16 protein-coding genes and 1 other RNA gene are annotated in these 17749 nt (G+C 47.5%); 14 read left to right on the top strand and 3 right to left on the bottom strand.

Annotated elements, in window-relative coordinates; translation table 11 throughout:
- Positions 1-195 precede the first annotated feature (195 nt).
- The 3 genes from HNP82_RS11510 (at position 196) to glyA (ending at position 2751) form a co-directional block, all read left to right on the top strand.
- Entirely contained in the window at positions 196-1179 is a 984-nt protein-coding gene (locus HNP82_RS11510) for a DUF5688 family protein (RefSeq protein ID WP_183774850.1), read from the top strand.
- A gap of 66 nt (positions 1180-1245) precedes the next feature.
- Positions 1246-1512: a DUF1294 domain-containing protein gene (locus tag HNP82_RS11505; protein ID WP_183774847.1), complete on the top strand. Its 267-nt coding sequence runs from the start codon at positions 1246-1248 to the stop codon at positions 1510-1512.
- Between the two features lie 6 nt (positions 1513-1518).
- A complete protein-coding gene (gene glyA / locus HNP82_RS11500; RefSeq protein ID WP_183774844.1) occupies positions 1519-2751 on the top strand; it encodes a serine hydroxymethyltransferase in 1233 nt (410 codons plus the stop codon).
- 146 nt (positions 2752-2897) lie between these two features.
- Here glyA and HNP82_RS11495 read toward each other — a convergent pair whose 3' ends face one another.
- A complete protein-coding gene (locus HNP82_RS11495; protein ID WP_183774841.1) occupies positions 2898-3722 on the bottom strand; it encodes a glycerophosphodiester phosphodiesterase family protein in 825 nt (274 codons plus the stop codon).
- Between the two features lie 170 nt (positions 3723-3892).
- Between HNP82_RS11495 and HNP82_RS11490 the strand changes: the two genes are divergently transcribed.
- The 3 genes from HNP82_RS11490 (at position 3893) to HNP82_RS11480 (ending at position 7100) form a co-directional block, all read left to right on the top strand.
- Entirely contained in the window at positions 3893-4420 is a 528-nt protein-coding gene (locus HNP82_RS11490) for an RNA polymerase sigma factor (protein WP_183774838.1), read from the top strand.
- A gap of 47 nt (positions 4421-4467) precedes the next feature.
- Positions 4468-4647: non-coding RNA, 6S RNA (ssrS, locus tag HNP82_RS11485), on the top strand.
- A gap of 149 nt (positions 4648-4796) precedes the next feature.
- Positions 4797-7100 (top strand): SpoIID/LytB domain-containing protein, encoded by a 2304-nt coding sequence (locus HNP82_RS11480; protein WP_183774835.1) that lies wholly within the window; start codon positions 4797-4799, stop codon positions 7098-7100.
- A gap of 27 nt (positions 7101-7127) precedes the next feature.
- Here the strand turns inward: HNP82_RS11480 and HNP82_RS11475 are convergent, their stop codons facing one another.
- The gene (locus HNP82_RS11475; RefSeq protein WP_183774832.1) at positions 7128-7961 is read right to left on the bottom strand and encodes a YihY/virulence factor BrkB family protein; all 834 of its coding nucleotides are present in this window, start codon (positions 7959-7961) and stop codon (positions 7128-7130) included.
- A 331-nt stretch (positions 7962-8292) separates the two neighbouring features.
- Here HNP82_RS11475 and HNP82_RS11470 point away from each other — a divergent pair, with 331 nt between their 5' ends.
- The gene (locus HNP82_RS11470; RefSeq protein WP_183774829.1) at positions 8293-8991 is read left to right on the top strand and encodes an ATP-binding cassette domain-containing protein; all 699 of its coding nucleotides are present in this window, start codon (positions 8293-8295) and stop codon (positions 8989-8991) included.
- A 26-nt stretch (positions 8992-9017) separates the two neighbouring features.
- On the opposite strand, the gene queA is transcribed toward HNP82_RS11470, so the two are convergent.
- Positions 9018-10043, bottom strand: a complete 1026-nt coding sequence (queA, locus tag HNP82_RS11465; protein ID WP_183774827.1) for a tRNA preQ1(34) S-adenosylmethionine ribosyltransferase-isomerase QueA — start codon at positions 10041-10043, stop codon at positions 9018-9020.
- 930 nt (positions 10044-10973) lie between these two features.
- Between queA and HNP82_RS11460 the strand changes: the two genes are divergently transcribed.
- From HNP82_RS11460 to trpA, 7 genes are read left to right on the top strand one after another with little or no spacing between them, the layout of a single operon-like run.
- A complete protein-coding gene (locus HNP82_RS11460) occupies positions 10974-12536 on the top strand; it encodes an anthranilate synthase component I family protein (protein ID WP_183774825.1) in 1563 nt (520 codons plus the stop codon).
- Positions 12533-13141 carry an anthranilate synthase component II gene (locus tag HNP82_RS11455; RefSeq protein ID WP_183774823.1) on the top strand — a complete coding sequence of 203 codons (609 nt, stop codon included), beginning with the start codon at positions 12533-12535 and terminating at the stop codon, positions 13139-13141. Before HNP82_RS11460 ends, HNP82_RS11455 begins: the two co-directional genes overlap by 4 nt.
- A complete protein-coding gene (gene trpD, locus HNP82_RS11450) occupies positions 13134-14153 on the top strand; it encodes an anthranilate phosphoribosyltransferase (RefSeq protein ID WP_183774821.1) in 1020 nt (339 codons plus the stop codon). Before HNP82_RS11455 ends, trpD begins: the two co-directional genes overlap by 8 nt.
- Positions 14154-14212: 59 nt before the next feature.
- On the top strand, positions 14213-15022 hold the full coding sequence (gene trpC, locus HNP82_RS11445; protein ID WP_183774819.1) for an indole-3-glycerol phosphate synthase TrpC: 810 nt from the start codon (positions 14213-14215) through the stop codon (positions 15020-15022).
- Positions 15009-15620 carry a phosphoribosylanthranilate isomerase gene (locus HNP82_RS11440; RefSeq protein WP_183774817.1) on the top strand — a complete coding sequence of 204 codons (612 nt, stop codon included), beginning with the start codon at positions 15009-15011 and terminating at the stop codon, positions 15618-15620. The genes trpC and HNP82_RS11440 overlap by 14 nt, the downstream gene beginning before the upstream one ends.
- Before the next feature lie 14 nt (positions 15621-15634).
- Entirely contained in the window at positions 15635-16819 is a 1185-nt protein-coding gene (gene trpB / locus HNP82_RS11435) for a tryptophan synthase subunit beta (protein ID WP_183774815.1), read from the top strand.
- Positions 16812-17591, top strand: a complete 780-nt coding sequence (gene trpA, locus HNP82_RS11430; RefSeq protein WP_183774813.1) for a tryptophan synthase subunit alpha — start codon at positions 16812-16814, stop codon at positions 17589-17591. Before trpB ends, trpA begins: the two co-directional genes overlap by 8 nt.
- Positions 17592-17749 lie beyond the last annotated feature (158 nt).

Genomic DNA, 17749 nt, shown 5'->3' with positions numbered 1-17749 from the left:
AAAAAATTGGAAAAAAAGATATAATTAAAGCATCACAAAACAGTTTGTGGTGCTTTTCTTTTTAATATGCGCATGTTCTAAACGGTATCCTACAGTATTTTCGCAGGATATATTCTTTTCAGATCTCTTATGACCGGACGTCCGACTTTGATCAAAGCCTGTTTTCCCGTAGATTAAACAGTAAAAGGAGTATATATGAATAAAAATATGTGTGAATCGTTTGATTATGAACAGTTTGTAGATTATATTGCCAGTCACCTTTTCGATGGCATCAGCCAGGAGACAGATGCCGGAGATGTTATTGATATTCGTGTAGTCCCCGTTATACGGAACAACGAGCGGGTGACTGACGCCCTCAGGGTATGTGTGAAGGGCAGTAAGCCATATCCATTGATTGACATTGACCCCTTTTATGAGATGTACTGTATGGGCGCAAAGATGCCCCAGGTGATCCATGAGCTGGCGCGCTCCTACATAGACAGCCGGGAACGGCAGTATTTTCTCTGCCCTGATGATCTGATGAGTTTCGACAAAGTGAAAGATAAGATCATTTTCAGGCTAATCAGCCGGGGGAGAAACCGTCATGTTCTTGAGTGCTGCCCATGCAGGGATTTTCTGGATCTTTCCATCACTTACCGTGTCCTCACGGGAAAGAGCGAGGGAGGGATATCTTCCGTGATGATCACAAAGTTTATGATGGAGGAATGGGGGATTGACGAGGATATTCTTTACCGCCTGGCCATCTCAAATTCGGTCCGGCATTTTCCGCCAAAGGTAGAAAGTTTTGGTGATGTTGTGACCCGGCTGATGGATAGTACCGATGACGAAGAGGATTTTCAATGGCCTGAGGGTATGTCCGATGATCCCGGATTTTATGTATGCACTAATGATTGTGGGATCAACGGCGCCGGCGTGATCTGTTACCCCGGACTTCTTGAAGAGTTTGGGGAAATGATCGGGGAGGATTTTTATATTTTGCCAAGTTCTATTCATGAGGTTCTTTTCCTGCCCGCCCACATGGGTATGCTTCCGCAAGAGGTTATCTCTGTTGTGGGCAGCGCCAACAAGAGCGTCGTGTCCCGGGAGGAAATTTTATCGGATTCTGTCTATTATTTTAGGGTTAAAAGCGGGAAAATTCAAAAATACTCTGGACAAATTGCGGAAGAATTGCTACAATAGGCATAATTTTGGGAAGTATTCAGCCCACGGCTGGATCGTTACCGATCTCGAAAGGAGTTTTGCAGTTTGCTGATTATTGCCTACGTGCTTATCATAAATTTTTTGGGGTTTATTTTGTGCGGCTGGGATAAGAGAAAAGCGGTGAAGCATCAGTGGCGCGTCCCTGAAAAACATTTTTTTATTCTGGCGCTTGCCGGAGCAGGCCCCGGTATTCTGGCCGGGATGTACACCTTTAGGCATAAGACCCGCCATAAGAAGTTTATCATAGGCATACCGGTGATGATCCTTATTGACTGTACAGTCATTTTTACATTATGGAAAATATGGAGGTAGAAAGCGATGTATTCATTGGATGAAGTAAAGCGGGAAGACCCGGCGGTAGCGGAGGCCATCGAACTTGAGATTGGCAGACAGAACGGGAATATCGAACTGATCGCGTCAGAAAATTTTGTGAGCAAGGCGGTTATGGCCGCCATGGGAAGCCCTCTGACAAATAAGTACGCCGAAGGCTATCCGGGAAAACGTTATTACGGAGGATGCCAGTACGTGGATATTGTGGAGAATCTGGCTATTGAACGGGCTAAAAAGCTATTTGGTGCGGAGTATGCCAATGTTCAGCCTCATTCCGGTGCCCAGGCCAATATGGCTGTGTTCCAGGCGGTGTTAAAACCCGGCGACACATTTATGGGGATGAACCTGGATCACGGCGGACATTTAACCCACGGAAGCCCAGCCAATTACTCAGGCAAGGTTTTTCACTGTGTTCCTTATGGGGTAAATGACCAAGGCTTTATTGATTATGATGAAGTGCGCCGCATTGCCCTTGAGGCAAAACCAAAGCTGATCATCGCGGGAGCCAGCGCTTACTGCCGTACCATTGATTTTAAAAAGTTCCGTGAGATCGCCGATGAGGTAGGTGCTTACCTTATGGTGGATATGGCCCACATCGCCGGACTTGTAGCGGCAGGCATTCATCCAAGTCCTATTCCTTACGCTCACTTTACTACAACGACTACCCATAAAACACTGAGAGGCCCCAGAGGCGGTATGATTTTATCCAGCGAAGAGTTTGGAAAGAAACTGAACTCCGCAGTATTTCCGGGAACTCAGGGAGGTCCGCTCATGCATGTGATCGCTGCCAAGGCAGTAGCTTTCGGTGAAGCTTTGACTGACGAGTTTAAGGCTTATCAGCAGCGTATTGTGGACAACGCCAAGGCGCTGTGCAGTGGTCTTCAGAGCAGAGGGCTGACTATTGTATCCGGCGGAACAGACAACCACCTCATGCTTGTAGATCTTCAGAATCTGGGACTTACCGGCAAAGAGGCGGAGAAGATGCTGGATGAGGTTCATATTACATGCAATAAAAACACCATTCCAAACGATCCTCAGTCACCTTTTGTAACTAGCGGTATCCGTCTCGGAACACCGGCGGCGACAACCAGAGGAATGAACACCGAGGATATGGATCAGATTGCCGAGGCTATTGCCATTACGCTAAAAGATTTCGAGGCCAATAAAGATAAGGCAATGGCTATTGTAAAATCTCTGACAGATAAATATCCGTTATATTAATTCTCCAAATTTTATGTAGCAGTTTAGCCGACAAAAAAGGTGCGGGATGATTTATGCCCGTATAAGGCTCATACCGCACCTTTTTTGACAAGGGGACCGCCTGATTATGAGCAAAGGAGCGGCGTTGCCCCAGGTTGGCAGGCGTGTCAGGGGGTAAACTGTTCAAAAATAATCGTATGTCCCAGTTTTTTCAGGACTTTATAATCTTTAGGGTGCCGAATCGTCCATAAAACAGTCATTGCGCCAAAAAGTCTGCGGTTTAAGAAAAATCCCCAGTTTTGTATATCTTCATAGTCATAGGCGATAAAATCCGGTCGCGTGATCACATTTGTGAGCAAATGGGACAGGGCCAGAGGTTTAAGCTGCCAGTATCGGGGACTTTTGCGGAAATTACAGGAGAGCTGGCCGCGGATCACTTTTTTTCTGTGTTTTCTGTACCAGTAAAGTGCCAGTGGATGAAAAGATTCAATACAATATTCCCCTTTATATGAGGCGAGAAGATGATCCACAGCGGTACACAATTCATTATAGTTTTCATTATCTACCTTTAACTCGATAATCAGTGGAACTTGACCGGCAACGAGGGCCAGCACATCTTTAAATAGCGGAATCGTCTCGGTTGTTCCAATGAGAGGAATATCTTTTAATTCATTCCAAGTCATGTCGCAGATTTTGCCCTTAACACGGCACATGCGCCAGAGGCTGTCATCATGGAAGACAACGAGATGCTTGTCTTTTGTCAAATGGACATCCAGCTCAATTCCGTAATGATGATCAATGGCCTCTTTAAAGGCTGCCATGGAATTTTCCGGAATTTTCCACAGATTATTATGGAGGCCCCGATGAGCATAGTCATATTTTTTCAAACGGTCCATTAGAGGCAGACTGCGGCGGCCGGGAGCAATGGAAAACAGATAAAGGGCCGGAAGGCCGGCCAGAAGTCCACAGAGAAGTTTTGATCTTTTTTTCATAAACAGCGTCCTTTCCTACGAAATATCCGATTAACAGTTTAGCATTGTTTGGCCGAATTGTCTATCCGTTTAAACAGGGACAATCTTTGGTTACTGTTGGTGGTAGCCAGGCGCATGTCGCCGTTCACTCTGTGAACGCAATTTTATAGGTGCGCAGGAAGAGGTATCCAGTGTCCGAGGAAGAACTTATAAAACAGTGGTTTGAAGCGTTTACGGAAAAATATATGCGCCAGATCGAGCAGACAGTTTATCACAGAGTGAGAAATCAGGCGTGGGTGGAAGATGTGATCCAGGACGTATATTACCGTGTATGGCGTTACAGGAAAAAGATGCGGCTTATGGAAAGAAAGCCTGTGGAAATTTATCTGAGGAATATAATCCGCTCGGCGATTTCTGATTTTTATAAAAATAAAGACAGCCAGCTTATTTTAAATTCAGATATCCTTTCTTTCCATTCAAAAACATGCGGCGGAGCATATACTCAGCCGGAACACCATATAATACTTCAGGAGTATTTAAAAATTCTTGAGGAACTTTCCAGACAGGAAAAAGATATACTGGTCATGAGGATTTTATACAATATGGGGTATAAAGAGATCGGCGCTATGTATCACATCAAGGAGACTGCGGCAAGAAAACGTTATGAGCGGGCGATACGCAAGATTCGTAAAAAGGTAAAGGAAATATTTCCTACTTGAAATTTCCTACAGTATCATATATAATTAATTTCAGATAAAAGCCAAGAGATTTCCTGGAGTGTTCGATCACCCTGCAATTTTGAACCTACATTTCATTTGACGGGAAATTTGATATCGGGCAATATGTCAGGCCTCCGTTTGCAGTGGAAGACAGAAAGACCGACGAGATTACCCACCTGGCGTTAGGCTAGGCGTCAAATAGCGGGGAACGGCACCCTGGGACATACATAAGATAAAAAAGAGACGCACACATGAATGTGGAGCGTCTCTTTTTAGTCATTTGATTCCCCGTGCAGGCGGTGGGAAGTCACTCTCGCGGTGATGTCTTGCCTGATCAAACAGTATCATAGGATATTTAACAGATGGAAAGGGCTTTATGAAAAGACAATATTGGCTTATAGGTATTTTAAGCGTTCTTCTGTGCGTTACTGCCTGGATGATCGTCTGGCTTTATGGCGGACATAAAGATGAGACATGGATTAGCCGCAGTGCTGCCGCTAAAATGTCAGTCCTCGCCAAAGACGGTCCGGATGGGATCGCCACGGACAGCTTGGAGGAGGGACAGGCGTGGTACTCGCCTTACATAGAACGGTCTGAAGAATGCTTTGGATTGGGGCCGGAATCCGGGGAGATGGTGGATTTGTGGGCCATGGAACCGTTAACTTACGGCGAGGCGAAGAAAATCGCCGGAGCCTTCGAGGTTCAGACAGAGTTTCTGTCTTTTTCATTTGATGCCGGGGAGACGCGGCCCATTCCAGCCAGCCAGTGGTTTGAGCTGTACGATCTTATAGCGGCCCGGTCCGGCCATGTAAAAAAGCAGGAATTGTTGATCCTTGGCACATCATCTAATGTGGAAGGACTTTCATCCTGGCAGTGCCTGACCCAGGAGGGTCTTTTTAGTTTTGTAGGCCTGTCTCTGGACAGTTATATGGATACCTGCGTTTTTGCCTATGTGTGCGGCGGCGAAATTGGTGGGATCAACGGCGTCTGCCCCAAGACCGTCCAGGTTAACAATGTATGGATTACTTCCGGTGATCAGGATCAGATGACGGTTTTTATTAACGGGTATTACCGTGTCTTTGAGCTGGACCGGATTTTGACTGAACCGGTGGAGAAAGTCATGGCGGATATGACTTTTGAGGACCGGGAGTTGTCTAAGATCACATTAAAGCCAACGGTGATCAAGGGAACGATCCTCTCTGTGGACGATGAATCTATTGACATTGAAAACTACGGGAAAGTGGCCACGACAGAGGATTTTATTGTTCTGAATATGGAGCAGGGGATTACCTGCCAGGGGAGAGACAGCCTGTCTGCAGGAAGCATGTATACGGAATTTGTTGTGGAGGATCAGAAGATATGTGCGGCCCTGATCCGGGCCTCCTCCCAGGAAGAGACGATCCGGGTGCTTTTAAGTTGTGACGGCTATACAGGTTATATTCATTCCGGTGTTACCCTGACAAGCAGCGTTCCTTTTTGGACTGTCTGCCAGGGCGAGCGCAGGGAATACCAGGCCGGTGAGATGTTGACTATAGATCTTTCTGCTCTTGCGGGACAGCCGTCGATGACAGTATTTACATCAGCCACGGCGGGAACCATTGAGATTTTGTCTTTAAACCGGAGTCAGGGCCATCCCCGGTACAGAGGCGCCCTGGAGATCATTGCCGATGATCAGGGGCTTGTTCTTGTCAATGAGTTACTCATGGAAGATTATTTATATGGGGTCATTCCCAGTGAGATGCCAGCCTCCTACGAGATGGAAGCTTTAAAGACCCAGGCGGTCTGTGCCAGAAGTTTTGCCGCCGCTTCGATTCAAAATCCCCGATTCCCCCAGTGGGACGCCGATGTGGATGACAGCATGGCCACACAGGTGTACAATAACGCCGATGAGGATTCAAGAACTTGTCAGGCTGTGGATGAAACCGCCGGTCAGGCCCTTGTATGGGAGGGGGAGCCGGTTCAGGCTTATTTTTATTCTACGTCTAGCGGAAGCAGCTCGGATCCGGAGGATGTGTGGATTTCCGGGAACGGTGTGCCCTATATCCATGGACGCCTTCAGATTTTGGGAGAAGAAGAGAGAGATCTGTCATCAGAAGATGTTTTTAAATCCTTTATTGATGACTATGCCTCAAAAGATTATTTTGAGAAAGACATATCCTGGTTCCGATGGGAGACGACTTTATCCTCCGTGAATATCCGGGAATCAGTTGATAAAAGTCTCCTTACACGTATCCGGACGGTGCCTTCCCAGATCCTTGTTATGGATGAGGGCGGAAGTTTTGTGGAAAAAGAAATATCCACAGTGGGAGATATTATTGATCTCTATGTCAGGGAACGGAGTGAAAGCGGCGTCATTAAGTCGATGGTAATCGAGGGAACTGAGGCGGTGATCTTGGTCCAGGGAGAGTATAATATCCGTCTGCTTCTGGCCCCGTTGGAATCTTTAGTTCTGTGTCATGACGGCACTGACGCAGGGACGATGACCATGCTTCCCAGCGGCTATTTTTACATTGAGGCCCAAGGGGATCAGATCTACACTCTCCGGGGCGGAGGTTACGGTCACGGTACAGGTATGAGCCAGAATGGAGTGCTGATGCTGGCCAATCGTGGGCTGGACTGCTATGAGATCCTCCATTTTTATTTTGAGGACGTGGCTATAGAAAATCTCCGGGAACCATAAAGGACCCGGAGATTTTTTCCTTGAAATCTAAATGGAGAGTATTTTTTTCCGGTCGGGGGAAAACCATAGAATATTTAACTCGGCGCCGAGAAAGAAGATGTTCATGCAGAAATAGAGCCAGAGCATGGTGACGATGATGCTTGTAAGACTGCCGTACATATTGGACAGACCGCCGGAAAAATCCACATAGATAGAAAAAATGTAGGAAGTGATCATCCATCCAAGGCCGGAAAATACAGCTCCGGGGAGCTGATGGTAAAAACTGACTTTTTTGTTGGGAAGAACCTTATAAAAGATCAGGAAAAACAGGGTCAGTATTGCCATGGCAGAGATGGTCCGTATGCTGATGAGAAAAGCAGCCACGTCGTTTAAGAAGGGAAGCTTTTCACAGATCCACAGGTAGATCCGGTTGCCAAATACGAGGACAACTAAAGTAAAGATGATCATAAAGGCGAAAATCAGGGTGTATATGGTGGAGATGATCCGAAGAAGAACATAGTTGCGGGTCTCTTTAATGCCATAGATGGAGTTCATTCCCCGGCTCAGCGACAGGATTCCCTTCCCTGAGGACCACAGCAGGGCGATGATAGTGATAGACAGTACAGTTCCGGAGGTCTTTGTATTGATCTCCTGGATGATATAAATAATAAATTTTCCTGTGTCCGCCGGAAAAAAATCGCCGATATTGTCGATGAGTGTTTCTGTCTCTAGGGGAACATATTTCAGCAGAATCAGAAGCAGCATTAAAAAGGGTACCGCTGATAATATGATAAAAAAAGCGGACTGAGCCGCGTAAGCAGAGACATGATCATCTTTGATTTTGTTCAAGATACCTTTGATCCATTTGATTAATGCCGCCATTGTCCACCGATCCTTTGGGATAATATTTGCTCACTCTATTATGATTGACGATCTTAGCTTATTTTATATCATCTTAACATGAATTTTTGAGAATGTCCATGCGGATATCTTTTCTACGGTTACACTGTGTAACTGTTTGGTCTGCCTGTCTTTTGATGGCTGAACGAGGCTGCATTTTGCCTTTACAGTAATTTTACGATTATTTTTCTGAAATGTGATAGCATAGGACTGTCCTAATTGATAAAATATTCTATTATCTGTAAGATGCGGGAGAAGATTTAACAGGATCTTCTGTAAAAGTGAATGTTTTGATGGAGGAAGGCAAAATAAGATGTTAGTGCTGGAAAATTTAAGAAAATCTTTTGACGGCCATCTTGTTTTGGATCACATAGATCTGAAAGTGGCCGGCGGGGAGATTGTATCCATATTAGGCCGGCCTGGCAGCGGAAAAACAACATTATTAAATCTCATATTGGGCGTCTACAATGGCGACTGTGGCAATATTATCATTGACGGGTATAATATTATCGGCGTTCCCCCGGAGGAGAGACCTGTGAATGTTGTTTTCAGAGATTTTGACTTCTTATGGGACATGAACGTATATAAAAATATTATTTCTGATATCCGGTACAGGCCCATATCTTCCATGTCTGACGTGAATGAGATCATTCAGCTTCTGGGACTGGAGGATTTTCTGACCAAAAAGATCACACAGCTTTCAGGGGAACAGCGGCTGAAAGTGGCTGTGGCCCGGATAATGACCACAAAGCCAAAGGTTCTTCTTTTAGATGCTCCTTTTGAGTTTTTAGAGCGGAGCAGGAGCGATGAAGTGCGGGAATCCATAAAAAAACTGGTGCGTCACTATCACCTGTGCGCCCTTGTGACCGCATCAAAATATACCGATGTATGTGCTTTTGGAGATCGGATCGTTGTATTGGAAAATGGATGTATTTCATCCTGGAACAGCTCCAGGGGCGGAGAAAACGAGCGCCGCCTTCCGCGGTCAAAGGTTCGGTTCCGCCATGGATAGAGGGCTATCCATGGCCGGTGAAATTTTTAGTGGATAAACATGGCATCGCCAAAACTGAAAAAACGGTATTTTTCTTCCACGGCGATGTGGTAAGCGTTTAAGATCATATCCTTTGAGGCCAGAGCGGACACCAGCATCAGGAGTGTGGATTCAGGCAGATGAAAATTGGTGATCAGAGCGTCGATACATTTAAAGGTATAGCCGGGGTAGATAAAGATCTGTGTCCAGCCGCTGCAGGGGCGCACATGGCCATTGTCATCGGCCACAGTTTCCAGAGTCCGGGTGCTTGTGGTGCCTACAGCGATGACCCGTCCGCCGCTATCCTTTGTCTCATTAATGATTTGCGCGGCCTCTTCGTCCACCATATAAAATTCGGAGTGCATGTGGTGCAAAGTGACATCGTCCACCTTCACCGGGCGGAATGTGCCCAGACCAACATGGAGAGTAATGTTGGCAATTTTTATTCCCTTGGCCTGGATGGCGTCAAGAAGCTCTTTTGTAAAATGGAGGCCGGCGGTGGGAGCGGCGGCGGAACCGTCATACTTGGCGTAAACGGTCTGATAACGGCTTTTATCTTCCAATTTGTGGGTAATATAAGGGGGCAGGGGCATTTCGCCCAGACGGTCGAGGATTTCCTCAAAAATACCGTCGTAGGTGAAGCGAATGCGCCGGTTTCCCTCATCTACAATATCCAGAACTTCAGCCTTTAAAAGACCGTCCCCAAAAGAAATTTTCGCTCCCGGACGGAGTTTGCGTCCAGGCTTTACCAGAGTTTCCCACACATCATTTTCCAGACGTTTTAAGAGGAGGACTTCCACATGAGCGCCGGTATCCTCTTTGATGCCGTGGAGTCTGGCGGGAATCACCTTGGTGTTATTAATGACAAGACAGTCTCCTGGATTTAAAAAATCAATAATTTCCCTGAAAATGTGGTGGGAAACACCGCCTGTTTTTTTATCTAATACCATGAGCCGGGAGCCGGAGCGGTCTTTGAGCGGGTCTTGGGCAATGAGTTCTTTGGGCAGATCAAAATAAAAATCTGAAGTTTTCAATATTAATTTCCTCCTGTTAAAGAAAAATGAGTAATAGTTCAGTTCGCCGGACGCTGTGCAAATGTACAAAGAGCCGGCGCTAATATATGACAAAGCCGCAGCCTGGCGGCGCGAAGATTACAACGACTTATTCTAGCATGTGTGTCTGTGTTGCGCAAGTCTTGAATCTTGTTTCCGGCTGCCGCCGCTCCTTTGCTCATGATCCGGCGCCGGACTCATCAGGAATGGGGCGGGCTGATCCTTATGCAAGCATAAATCATCCCACCTATCCCTGATGGCTGAACTGTAACACATTTTCACAAAAATTACACAGAAAATTTCTTGACAAACTTTAACGCGGTAGTATATAATCAAATAAAATTTTACATGATAAACCGTTGAAGCGGAGATCAAAGTAATGATGCGCCCACAGAGAGTCCGGGAAGGTGAGAGCCGGATGGAGATGCAAGTTGCCAAATGGACCGCTGAGGGCGCAGTGAACGGGAAGATTTTCCTTATTATCCTGCGACGTGGGGCATACGTCAGTTGCCGGAGATATGTCAGTATCTCGCTGAGGGTACGATTAATTCGTAAATCAAGGTGGCACCGCGGAAGAAGTGCATTTGCAAGTATTGTACATCCGTCCTTGACATAAGATTTTATATCTTATGTCATGGGCGGATTTTTTTATTCCCGCAGGCAGCGAGCCAAATGGACGCGCTTGCGCGTCCATTTGGCGGTGCTGTGTGCCGGTGGCACACGTTTAGCACCGACTGTAGCGGAGCAAAGAACAAATACTTTGCCCTTTGGGGCACTGCTAGCTTGCTGCCCCGTTGCTTGCAGCGGGGTATTTGACGCATAGAAAACTGCGTTTCCAAATGAAATGACATAAAAACCGCTTTGCGAAGCTCGCGCTGCAGCAGATATGGCGATTAAACAAGGAGGTCAAAGATGAAACCGGCTTTAGAAGAAGTAAGAAAATTAGCGAAAAACAAAGCATACCGGCGCATTCCCGTGTATCGGGAATTGCTCAGCGACCGGTTTACCCCTATTGAAGTGATGCGTACGCTTCGGGCTGCCAGCAGGCATTGTTATCTTTTAGAGAGCGCCGACAGTCATCAAAAATGGGGAAGATATACGTTCCTGGGATTTGACCCGCTGCTGGAGCTGACCTGTACTAACGGAAAAATGCGGATACGGACCGGTTTTCAGGATGAGGAGTCCAGTGAGGAATTCTCCCCTGCGACAGAGACATTTAATGAACTGCCGGAGGATGTTATGGATATTATCTCCAGGCCGGGCACATGGTATTTTAATACACAGCATCCGGGAGAAATGATACGGGAAATATTGAATGCCTATAAAACGCCTCATCTGGAAGGGCTTCCCACGTTTACCGGAGGTCTTGTGGGATATTTTTCCTATGAGTACATTCAGTATGGTGAGCCCTCATTAAGAGCCTTGTTTGATGAATCCGGTCCTTTTTGCGATGTGGATTTAATGCTTTTTGACCGGGTGATCGCCTTTGACCATTACCGCCAGCAATTGATTCTCATTGCAGGTGTAAACACCCGAAATGTGGAGATGTCTTACAGGGAGGCAGAGAGGCAGCTTGACCGGATTGAAGAACTTTTGGACAGCCAAGCTAAGGCACATTTTAAGCCTCTTCACATGGAAGGAAATCTTGAAACTGTTTTCTCCGAAGAAGCGTACTGTGCGATGGTGGAAAAGGCAAGACATTATATCCGTGAGGGCGATATTTTCCAGGTGGTTCTCTCTAATCCTATGGAGGTTAAAGCGACAGGGAGCCTCTTTGACGCCTACCGGGTGCTGCGCACCACCAATCCGTCCCCATATATGTTTTATTTTACCAGCGATAATATTGAAATTGCCGGGGCATCCCCAGAAACGCTGGCAAAGCTTGAAAATGGCGTACTGCACACTTTCCCTCTGGCCGGGACCCGGCCAAGGGGAAAGACAGATGTGGAGGATGACAGGCTTGAAAAAGAACTTCTGGCCGACGAGAAAGAGCGGGCGGAGCATAACATGCTTGTAGATCTGGGGCGGAACGATCTGGGAAAGATCAGCCGCCTTGGAAGTGTGAAAGTTGAAAAATATATGCAAATCCAGCGGTTTTCCCATGTTATGCATATCGGAACTACTGTTTCCGGGGAGATTGAAGAGGGAAAAGACGCCGTGGACGCTGTGGACGCGATCCTGCCAGCGGGCACTTTGTCCGGAGCCCCGAAAATCCGGGCGTGCCAGATCATCAGAGAGCTAGAGGGAAGACGGCGGGGCGTCTATGGCGGGGCCATCGGATACCTGGATTTTACAGGAAATCTGGACACTTGTATTTCCATTCGCCTGGCTTATAAGAAAAACGGTAAAATCTGCGTTCAGTCCGGCGCGGGGATCGTGGCTGACAGTGTTCCGCAAAAAGAGTTTGTGGAATGCCGGAACAAAGCGCAGGCTGTGATCGGGGCTTTGACCGCTGCCCAGGGAGGTATACGATGATATTAATGATTGATAATTACGACAGTTTTGTTTACAACCTGTATCAGCTGATCGGCAGCATTTACGGAAATATAAAAATTATCCGCAATGATGCCATGACGCCGGAAGCTATGGAAAAATTAAATCCCCAGGCGCTGATCATTTCTCCGGGACCGGGTCACCCTCATGACGCCGGTTACAGTGTTGACGCTATAAAATATTTTGCCGGAAAAATCCCTGTCCTTGGAGTGTGTCTGGGACATCAGGCCATCTGCCAGGCTTTCGGAGGCCATGTATCTTACGCAAAAGAATTAATGCACGGCAAAGTTTCTGAAATTTTTGTGGATCAGAGCTGCCCGCTGTTTCAGGGGCTTTCGGGGCAGATTCCTGTGGCCCGCTACCACTCACTGTGTGCTGTCAGGGAAGATCTTCCACGATGTCTTCAGGTGACAGCCTGGACCGATGATCAGGAGATCATGGCTATCGCTCATAAGGACCTGCCGGTGTATGGTGTACAGTTCCATCCTGAGTCCGTGATGACCAGGGATGGCAGGACCATGATCCAAAATTTTTTGAATATCGCAAGGTTGCAGACGGAATTTAAAGGAGGTCAAGGTAATGATTAAAGATGCAATTATTAAATTAGCCCGGAAAGAGGATCTGACATTTGAGGAAGCTCAGACTGTTATGGACGAGATCATGGAAGGGCGGGCCACAGATGTGCAGATGTCTGCCTACCTGACAGCTCTCTCCATGAAAGGCGAGACAATTGATGAGATTACCGCCTCCGCAGCGGGAATGCGGGCTCACTGTATCAAACTTCTCCATGATATGAATGTTCTGGAAATTGTTGGGACGGGAGGCGACGGGGCCAATTCATTTAATATTTCCACCACAAGCGCTCTTGTTATTGCGGCGGCGGGGGTTCCCGTGGCAAAACACGGCAACCGGGCAGCATCGTCGAAATCCGGGGCAGCCGATGTTTTGGAGGCTCTTGGGGTAAAGATCAACCTTTCCCCGGAACACAGTGCCAGACTGTTAAAAAAGATCAATATCTGTTTTTTATTTGCTCAGAATTATCACATTGCCATGAAATACGTGGCGCCCATACGAAAAGAACTTGGCATACGGACGGTATTTAATATATTGGGGCCGCTGTCCAACCCGGCGGGCGCCAATATGGAGCTTATGGGCGTCTATGAGGAAGCATTGGTGGAGCCTTTGGCCCAGGTTATGGCAAAGCTTGGCGTTGTCCGGGGAATGGTTGTTTACGGACAGGATAAGCTGGATGAAATCTCAATGAGCGCGCCAACATCGGTCTGCGAGATCAAAGACGGATGGTTCCAGTCCTATGTGATTACACCGGAACAGTTTGGCTATGAACGCTGTTCAAAAGAGGAGCTGACCGGAGGTACACCGGCCCAAAATGCCATGATCACACGGGATATCCTGGATGGCAGGGAACGGGGACCGAAACGCCAGGCCGTGTGTTTAAACGCGGGAGCAGCCCTTTATATTACAGGGGCGGCGCCGGATATGGCATCAGGCGTTAGGATGGCCCAACAGCTTATTGACGATGGATCGGCAAAGAAAGTGCTGGAAGATTTTGTCCGGGAGAGCAATAAGACAGCGGATTGAGGGAATGAATCAAAGCCTGGCCGGGATACATACCGGCAGATAAAAAGATAGGAGATTTTATGAATATACTTGAGGAAATAGCAAAAAAGACAAAAGATCGGGTGGAAGAACAAAAAAGAAAGATATCCTTAGAGGAGATGGAGAAAAAAGCGCGTTGCCGCCTGAAAGAAGATCCCCGGACCCACAGGTTTTTTGACGCTCTTAATGGACCGGAGCTGGCCTTTATATGTGAAGTTAAAAAGGCATCCCCGTCCAAAGGGATCATTGCCAAAGATTTCCCATGGCTGGCCATCGCTTTGGATTATGAAACTGCCGGGGCGGCAGCTATTTCCTGTCTTACAGAGCCTTTCTGGTTTCTTGGAAGGAATGATTATTTAAAAGGAATTGCCGCCGCAGTCAGTATTCCTGTTTTGAGAAAAGATTTCACTGTCGATCCATATATGATTTATGAGGCCAAGGCTTTGGGCGCCGGCGCTGTGCTTCTCATCTGCGCCATACTGGACGACGCCTGCCTTAAAGATGGCATCCAGCTCGCAAATGAACTTGGGATGGACGCCCTGGTGGAGGCTCATACCCCTGAGGAGGTTTTAAGATCCGCAAAGGCGGGGGCCAAGATTGTTGGCGTTAACAACCGAAATCTTAAAGATTTTTCAGTGAACCTTGAAAACAGCCGGCGGCTGAAGGATCTGGCACCGGAAAATACTCTGTTTGTCTCCGAAAGCGGTATAAAGACAGCGGAAGATGTGAAAGCTCTAAAGCTTAACGGCACAGACGCGGTGCTGATCGGTGAAACACTGATGCGGGCGAAAAATAAAAAGAAGATGCTTGATTATCTTGCCGGAAGGAGCAGTGCCTATGACCCGGATTAAAATATGCGGGCTCAGCCGTGAAGAGGATATTGCCTGTGTCAACATGGCGCTTCCCGATTATGCCGGATTTATTGTCAATTATCCAAAGAGTAAACGAAATATTACACCCAGCCGGCTGAGGCTGCTTTCATCCATGCTGGATAAACGGATTGTGGCCGTAGGGGTTTTTGTGGATGAAGATGAGGCTTTGGTGGGACAGCTATTAAATGAGAGGATTATCGGAGCCGCACAGCTCCATGGCAGTGAGGATGAAGATTATATTCGCCGCCTCAGGGGGCTGGTGCCAAAAGGAGCAGTGATCATTAAAGCTTTTAAAATAAAAAGCAAGGAAGATATACTGGCCGCCGGAAAGAGCAGCGCGGATATGGTACTTTTAGACGGCGGCGCCGGGGATGGCAAGGTTTTTGACTGGACTTTGCCGAAAATGATGGACCGCCCTTACTTTCTGGCAGGCGGCCTAAATGAAGAAAACATCTGGCAGGCGCGGGAGGCGCTCCATCCCTGGGGAATGGATGTGAGCAGCGGCGTAGAGACTGATGGAAGAAAAGATGGAGATAAGATCTGTCGGATCGTAGATATTCTCCGAAAAAACAGATGAAAGGAAGTAGGAAAATGTCAAGAGGAAGATTTGGAATACACGGCGGTCAGTATATTCCCGAAACACTGATGAACGCAGTCATTGAGCTGGAAGAAGCCTATGATCACTATAAAAATGACAGTGACTTTAACCGGGAACTTACAGATCTGCTGAATAACTATGCGGGGCGGCCTTCAAGGCTTTATTATGCCGGACGTATGACCAGGGATCTTGGCGGGGCCAGGATTTATTTAAAGAGGGAAGATTTAAACCATACCGGGGCCCACAAGATCAACAACGTGATCGGACAGGTGCTTTTGGCGAAAAAAATGGGAAAGAACCGGGTGATTGCCGAGACGGGAGCAGGGCAGCATGGTGTGGCTACAGCCACGGTGGCGGCGCTTATGGATATGGAATGTGAAATTTTTATGGGCGAGAAAGACACAAAACGTCAGGCGCTGAATGTGTACCGCATGCGTCTTCTTGGGGCCAAGGTTCATCCGGTATCTTCCGGGACAGGGACATTAAAGGATGCTGTCTCTGAAACGATGAGAGAGTGGACGAACCGTATCTCAGATACCCATTATGTCCTCGGTTCAGTGATGGGCCCCCATCCTTTCCCAACCATTGTCCGGGATTTTCAAGCGGTGATTTCCAAAGAAATTAAAGAGCAGGTCCTTGAAAAAGAAGGACGGCTGCCGGATGCGGTACTGGCCTGTGTGGGGGGAGGCTCCAACGCCATCGGCGCTTTTTATCATTTTATTGAAGATGAAAGTGTGCGCCTCATTGGCTGTGAGGCCGCGGGCCGCGGCGTGAATACGGCTCAGACGGCGGCCACTATCGCCACGGGAAAACTTGGTATCTTCCACGGCATGAAATCCTATTTTTGTCAGGACGAATATGGACAGATTGCTCCGGTGTATTCCATTTCCGCAGGCCTTGACTATCCGGGTATAGGGCCGGAACATGCGCATCTTTATGATATAGGCCGGGCAGAGTATGTGGCTGTCACCGATGACGAGGCTGTGGATGCTTTTGAATATCTCTCCAGGACGGAGGGGATCATCCCGGCGATTGAGAGCGCTCACGCTGTGGCATACGCAAAGAAACTGGCGCCGGAAATGGGGCCGGACAAGATCATGGTCATTAATTTATCAGGCCGGGGGGATAAGGATTGTGCGGCCATTGCCAGATACAGAGGGGAGGATATTTATGAGTAAAATTGGTAAAGCCTTTGAAAATAAAAAAGCATTTATACCGTTTATTACCTGTGGTGACCCAAACCTTGATGTGAGCCGTCAGCTTGTGCTGGCTATGGCCGAGGCTGGTGCGGATCTTATTGAGCTTGGAATTCCTTTTTCCGATCCTACGGCGGAAGGTCCCGTGATCCAGGCGGCCAGCACACGGGCCCTGGCGGGCGGCGCGACAACAGATAAGATTTTTTTGATGGTGGAACAGATCCGGAAAGAGACTCAGGTGCCTATGGTGTTTATGACTTACGCCAACGTGGTATTTTCCTATGGTACCCGCCGGTTTATAGAGCGGGCGGCGGCCCTTGGTATGGACGGCCTGATCCTGCCGGATGTGCCCTATGAGGAGAAAGAAGAGTTTGACCAGGTATGTAAAGAATTTGGCCTGGATCTCATCTCCCTCATCGCCCCGACATCCCATGAGCGTATTTCAATGATCGCAAGGGAAGCTTCGGGATTTGTATATTGCGTATCTTCCCTGGGAGTTACGGGGATGCGCAGCGAGATTACTACGGATATAGGCCAGATGATAGGCCTTGTCAAAGCGCAGAAGGATATTCCGTGTGCCGTCGGCTTTGGAATTTCTACTTCCGACCAGGCAAAAAAGATGGCCGGAGTCTGTGACGGCGTTATTGTTGGGAGCGCCATTGTCAAAATCTGTGAGGAGTATAAGGAAGACTGCGTTCCCTATGTGGCCGACTATGTGAGGAAGATGAAAGCGGCCGTATTGTCTGCAGACTGAATCTCTGTTTTATGCGGGAAACAGCAAGTGCTTCCCACTGCTGCGAATAGTAACGAAAGGTGATATATTTACTTTTCTGTTTCAGAAATTTCATTGACGTACCCTTGGTGAAATGGTATTATAATAATAGTGCATGGAGTGGGAAATTTATTCAGTTT

This window comes from Catenibacillus scindens, assembly GCF_014202115.1.
Classification (GTDB): Bacteria; Bacillota; Clostridia; order Lachnospirales; family Lachnospiraceae; genus Catenibacillus; species Catenibacillus scindens.
Note: the sequence above shows the minus strand (reverse complement) of the source record. Positions and strands in the feature narration are given on the sequence as shown.